Below are 271 nucleotides of genomic sequence, written 5' to 3'. Positions count from 1 at the left end.
TCAGCGCGAAGGCCAGCCCGTCCTCGATCAGCAGCGTGGCCGCGAACTCCGGCACGGTCCAGGCGACCAGGAAGGCGTCCGTGTCCGGTCCGGCGCCGAACAGCCGGGCCAGTGACTGGTCCCGCACCAGCCCGAGCAACGCCGCCGCGACCGACAGGGACGCGGTGAGCAGGGTCGCCCGAGCGAGGAAACGCCCGGCGGCGAGCGAGGGGGCGGAGCCGGGAGCCGGCGGGGAGGGGGCGGGGCGTGCCGGCGTTGCCGGGGCCGGGGC

The 271-nt window shown here is 77.9% G+C and carries 1 pseudogene; it reads right to left on the bottom strand.

Going from position 1 to position 271, the window contains the following annotated elements:
* A pseudogene (locus tag GT045_RS11995) lies at nt 1-271 on the bottom strand (murein biosynthesis protein MurJ); the annotation flags it as partial.

The sequence above is a fragment of the Streptomyces sp. SID486 genome (assembly GCF_009865385.1).
Lineage (GTDB): Bacteria > Actinomycetota > Actinomycetes > Streptomycetales > Streptomycetaceae > Streptomyces.
The sequence above is the reverse complement of the archived record's forward strand: the minus strand, read 5'-3'. Positions and strand labels throughout refer to the sequence as shown.